Origin of the sequence: Azospirillum isscasi (assembly GCF_030849505.1) — a bacterium.
GTDB classification, from domain to species: Bacteria; Pseudomonadota; Alphaproteobacteria; order Azospirillales; family Azospirillaceae; genus Azospirillum; species Azospirillum isscasi.
Genome location: NZ_JAUJFI010000284.1, coordinates 1 through 3,334 on the forward strand (window position 1 = coordinate 1; position 3,334 = coordinate 3,334).

Below are 3,334 nucleotides of genomic sequence, written 5' to 3' on the forward strand. Positions count from 1 at the left end.
GGTCCCAGCCGGCGCCGCGGGCGAGGCCGCACAGCGTGTGCCCCGGCCCGGCCTCCAGCAACAGTCCGATGCCGCCCTCGCGCAGGGCCGCCACCCCGTCCGCGAAGCGCACGCCGCCGCGCAGGTGCCGCGCCCAGTAGGCGGGGTCGGTGGCCTGTTCCCCGGTGATCCAGGTGCCGGTGACGTTGGAGACGAAGCGCCGCTCCGGCGGGCGCAGCGTCAGCGCCGCCACCCGCTCGGCGAACCGCGGGATCACCGGGTCGAGCATGGCCGAATGGAAGGCGTGGGAGGTCTCCAGCCGCCAGCAGCGCAGGCCGCCGGCCTCCCGATCCTTGTGAAGCTCCTCGATGGACGGGATCGGGCCGGCCACCACGACCTGACGCGGGCCGTTGACGGCGGCGATGGACAGGCCCGTGTCCGCGATGAGATCCGCCGCCTCGTCCTCCGCCAGCGGCAGGGCGAGCATGGCCCCGGCGGGCAGGGAGTCGACCAGCCGCCCGCGCTCCGCCACCAGGGCCAGCGCGTCGTTCGGCGCGAAGACCCCGGCAAGACAGGCGGCGACGTATTCGCCGACGCTGTGCCCCAGCATGGCCGCCGGCTCCACCCCCCGGGCCAGCCAGTGGCAGGCGGTGGCGTAGCCCACGGCGAACAGCGCCGGCTGGGTCAGGGAGGTGCGGCGCAGGACGCCGGCGCCGGCGGCCTGACCCTCGGGACCATGGAGCAGGCCGCGCAGGTCGGCGCCGATGTGCGTCTCCAGCCCGGCGGCGCAGCGGTCCAGCGCCTCGCGGTAGGCGGGGCTGGTCCGGTACAGCGCCTCGCCCATGCGGGGGGACTGGCTGCCCTGGCCGGGGAACAGGAAGGCCACCGCGGGGGGCTGCGCCGGGGCCGTGGCGCGGAGCAGGGCCGGGCTGGACAGGCCGCGCGCCGCGTCCTCCGCGGTCCGCGCCACCAGCGCCGCCCGGTGGGCGAAGACCGCCCGCCCGGCCCTGAGGGTGTGCGCCACGTCGGCCATCGGCAGGGCGGGGTTGGCCGCCAGATGGGCCGAGAGGGCTTCCGCCGCACGCTCCAGCGCCGCGTCGCTGCGGGCCGACAGCAGCAGGAGATGGGGGCCGTCCGCGGGTGCGCCGGCAGGGACGGGCGGGGCCTGCTCCAGCACCACATGGGCGTTGGTGCCGCCGATGCCGAAGGCGCTGACCCCCGCCCGCCGCGGGGCGCCGCTGTCGGGCCAGGGCCGGGCTTCCGTCACCACGGCGAAGGGGCCGGCGGCGAAGTCGATGCGCGGGTTCGGGATGCCGGCGTGCAGGGTCGGCGGCAGGATGCCGTGGTGCAGCGCCAGCACCGTCTTGATCAGCCCCGCCACCCCGGCGGCGGCGTCGGCGTGGCCGATGTTGCTCTTCACCGCCCCCAGCAGCAGCGGGCGGTCGCGCCCGCCGAAGACGCGGGCCAGCGCCGAGACCTCCACCGGGTCGCCCAGCGCCGTGCCGGTGCCGTGGGTCTCCACATAGTCGATGGCGCCGGGCTCCAGGCCGGAGTCGGCGACGGCGGCGGCGATGGCCGCGGTCTGGCCGTCCGCGCCGGGGGCCGTGTAACCGACCTTGGCGGCGCCGTCGTTGGTGACCGCGCTGCCGCGGATGACCGCCAGGATGCGGTCGCCGTCCGCCCGGGCAAGCTCCAGCGGCTTCAGCAGCACCAGACCGGCGCCGCCGGCGGGCACCGTCCCGGCGGCGTCCTCGGCGAAGGGGCGGCAGTGGCCGTCCGGCGACAGGATCATCCCCGGCTCGTGCCGGTAGCCCGTGGCCTGGGGGAAGCGGATCGCCACCCCGCCGGCCAGCGCCATGCGGCAGCGCCCCGCTCGCAGGGACTGAAGGGCCAGATCCACGGCGACGAGCGAGGTGGAGCAGGCCGACTGCACCGCCATCGCCGGGCCGCGCAGGTCCAGCCGGTAGGCGATCTGGGTGGCGGCGAAGTCCTTGTCGTTGCCGGTCAGCGCGTGATAGGCGGGGGACCCGTCCGGCAGGGCGCCGCCGGCGTTCAGCACCCCATGGAAATAGGTGTTCAGCCCGGCCCCGGCGAAGACCCCCACCGGCCCGCCGGAACGGGCGGGGTCGTAGCCCGCGTGTTCCATGGCGTGCCACGCGCATTCCAGAAGCACGCGGTGCTGCGGGTCCATCATCTCCGCGTCGCGCGGGCTGAGGCCGAAGAAGGCGGCGTCGAACAGGTCGGCGCCCTCCACCACCCCGCCGGCGGGCACGCGGTCCGGCTGGTCGAGAATCGCCGGGTCCAGCCCTTCGGCGGCCAGGGCGGCGGCGTCCAGCCGGGCGATGCCCTCCCGCCCCTCCAGCAGCAGGCGCCAGAAGGAGTCCAGGTCGGGCGCGCCGGGGTAGCGGCAGGCCATGCCGATCACCGCCACCGGTCCGCCGGTTCCGCTCGCCGGAAGGGCAGCGGGCAGGGCCGCGGGCGCGTCCTCCGCGGCGCCGGCCAGATGGGCGGCGAGGCTGCGGATGGTCGGCAGGCGGAACAGGTCGCTGATGGGAATGCCGCGGGCGAAGTCCTCCTCCAGCCGGGCGTGGACCCGCACCAGCCGCAGGGAATGGCCCCCGGCGTCGAAGAAATTCTCGTCCGGGCCGATGGAGTCGCGGCCCAGAACCTCCCGCCAGACGGCGGCAACCCGCTCCTGCACCGCCGACAGGGAGGCGGGCGTGGCGGGCGCGGATTCCGCGGGCAGGGCGAGCAGGGCGTCCCAATCGACCTTGCCGTGCAGGGTCAGCGGCACGCTGTCGATGCGGAGGAAGGCATCGGGCACCATGTGCGGCGGCAGCACCGCCCGCACGCCGCGCCGCACGGCGTCCGGATCCAGCCGCGTCCCCGCCGCGGGCAGCAGGAAGGCCGCGAGCCCGCGCTCGCCCTCTCCCGCCGCGCCGGGGCGCACCGCCACCAGCGCGCGGGCGACGCCGGGCTGGGCGGCGAGCGCCGCCTCGATCTCGCCGGGTTCGATGCGGAAGCCGTGCAGCTTCACCTGCCGGTCGAGCCGGCCCAGGAACAGCAGGGCGCCGTCCTCCCCCAGCCGGGCCCGGTCGCCCGTCCGGTAGAGCCTGCCGCCCGCGGCGAAGGGATCGGGGATGAAGCGCTCTTGCGTCAGTGCGGGCTGGCCGTAATAGCCGGCGGTCACCCCCGCACCGCCGATGCACAGTTCCCCCGCCGTGCCCGGCGGCACCGGCCGGCCGTGGGGGTCGAGCACATGGGCCCGCGCCCCGGCCACCGGGCGCACAACTGGCAATGCTTCGGCGACATGGGCGCGCGCAGGCCCTACGCGTCGATCTACACGACGCTGGGC

1 protein-coding gene is annotated in these 3,334 nt (G+C 76.6%); it reads right to left on the reverse strand.

All coding sequences use genetic code 11. From position 1 onward, the window contains the following. On the reverse strand, positions 1 to 3,238 hold a 3,238-nt coding region (locus QSG27_RS28160), incomplete at its 3' end, for a beta-ketoacyl synthase N-terminal-like domain-containing protein (protein WP_306712071.1). Between the last annotated feature and the right edge of the window lie 96 nt (positions 3,239 to 3,334).